Source organism: Lachnoclostridium sp. MSJ-17 (assembly GCF_018918205.1).
GTDB lineage: Bacteria > Bacillota > Clostridia > Oscillospirales > Acutalibacteraceae > Ruminococcoides.
In genome coordinates, this window is record NZ_JAHLQB010000093.1 from 1 (window position 1) to 1,653 (window position 1,653).

General features: G+C 56.0%; 2 protein-coding genes. Both read left to right on the plus strand.

Features of this window, described 5'->3' with window-relative positions; all coding sequences use genetic code 11:
- Positions 1 to 91: 91 nt before the first annotated feature.
- Entirely contained in the window at positions 92 to 403 is a 312-nt protein-coding gene (locus KQI64_RS08065; protein ID WP_216524182.1) for a hypothetical protein, read from the plus strand.
- A 42-nt stretch (positions 404 to 445) separates the two neighbouring features.
- On the plus strand, positions 446 to 1,653 hold a 1,208-nt coding region (locus KQI64_RS08070), incomplete at its 3' end, for a V-type ATPase 116kDa subunit family protein (RefSeq protein WP_301282427.1).

Here is a 1,653-nt window from a genome sequence, read left to right on the forward strand (position 1 = left end):
TCCGTTAAAATGTGGTATATTTATTATTATATAGGTCAGTCAACGATTAACAATCGTAAGCATTCCCTTCATCTTACGGAAAGGAGAGACTATGGCTAAGGATATATTGGACGCTATACGCGCCGCCGAGGAAGAATGCGGCGAGCGTGAGGCACAGGCAAAAGCGGACGCTCAGGAGCGTGCCGCGCAGGCAAAAAAGGACGCTGCAGCGCTGATTGAGAAGCGCGAACAGGCTGCCCGCGAAAGATGCGAAAACGCTCTTGCCCAGGCTAGGGCGGACGCCGAAAAGGAGCTTGAAAAAGCCCGCGATTCGGCAGGCTCGCAGTGTGCGGAGATATCTGCCGCAGCCGCGAAGAACCGCGGCAGAGTCGTCCGCGACGCGGCGGAAGCGATTCTGCGTTAACATTACAAAACTAAACTATCATCAAAAGTGTGGTGAAGCTATTTGGCAAAGGTAAAAATGAAAACCGTCAGGATCGTCGCCCTGCGTCAGGACAGAAAGCGGCTGCTCGAGCACTTGCAGGACAGCGCTCTCGTCCAGATAAGAAAGGTCGAAAAATCCCGCGACGGTTTTGAGCGCGTCGATATGAGCCGGCCGATGCAGGTCTTTGAGCGCAACGTCACCCTCACCGAGCAGGCGCTGAAGATACTCGACAGCGTTTCCCCCGAGAAGGGCGGAATGCTCTCGTCGCTCAAGGGACGGCGCGAGGTCGACCCCGACGAGATCGGAGTGATCGCCTCAAAGTCCGGCGAGGTCATCTCTGTCTGCAAGCGGCTAAGTGAGCTCGACAAAAAACGCAGCGACAACTCCGCCGAGAGAACGAGGATCGCGACTCAGCTCGTGCAGCTCGAGGCTTGGCAAAAGCTCGATATCCCGCTCAACACAACAGAAACCAGATCCACCGCCGTCTTTGTCGGCGCCTTCCCGGAGCAGTACACCGAAACATCTCTCAAGGAAGCGATAGCGGCGGAAAACCCGAAGCTCGAATTCGTAACGGAGATCGAGCACACCGAGGAAGCGATGACCTGCGCCGTCATCTTCGTCCCCATAAGTCAGAAGATAATGGCTGAGGACGCGCTGAGAGCTCTCGGATTCGCAAGACCTATGGGCGCCACGAGCAAGATCCCGAAGGTCAAGGCGGAAAGGCTCCGCGAAAAGAGCGAACGCCTCAGGCTCGAAAACGAAATGGCGGAGGACGAGATAAAGTCCTTGGTCCCCAGGCGCGAGGATATCAAAACCACGCAGGACTACTTCCGCATCAGGGCGGACAAGTACAGCGTGATCAACAGTATAGACCACTCAAAGCACGTCTTTATCATCGAGGGCTATGTCCCCGAGGACGACTGCGAGAAGCTCAGAGAGCTGTGCGAGAGAGTAGCGACGTGTACCGTGGACTTTGAGGACGCCGGCGACGACGCTCCCGTAAAGCTCAAAAACAACAAATTCGCCGAGCCCGCCCAGGGCATTCTGACGATGTACTCACCGCCCGGCAAGGGCGACCTCGACCCGACGCCGCTGCTCGCGTTCTTCTTCTACTTCTTCTTCGGAATGATGTTCTCAGACGCGGGCTACGGACTGCTGATGGTTATAGTTATCGGCATCGCCCTCAAGGTGTTCAAGCCCGACAAGAAGATGCGCAACAACCTCAAGCT

What these genes read in the sequence shown, in the direction of transcription:
- KQI64_RS08065 (WP_216524182.1), top strand. Translation starts at nt 92, where the DNA reads ATGGCTAAGGATATATTGGACGCTATACGCGCCGCCGAGGAAGAATGC.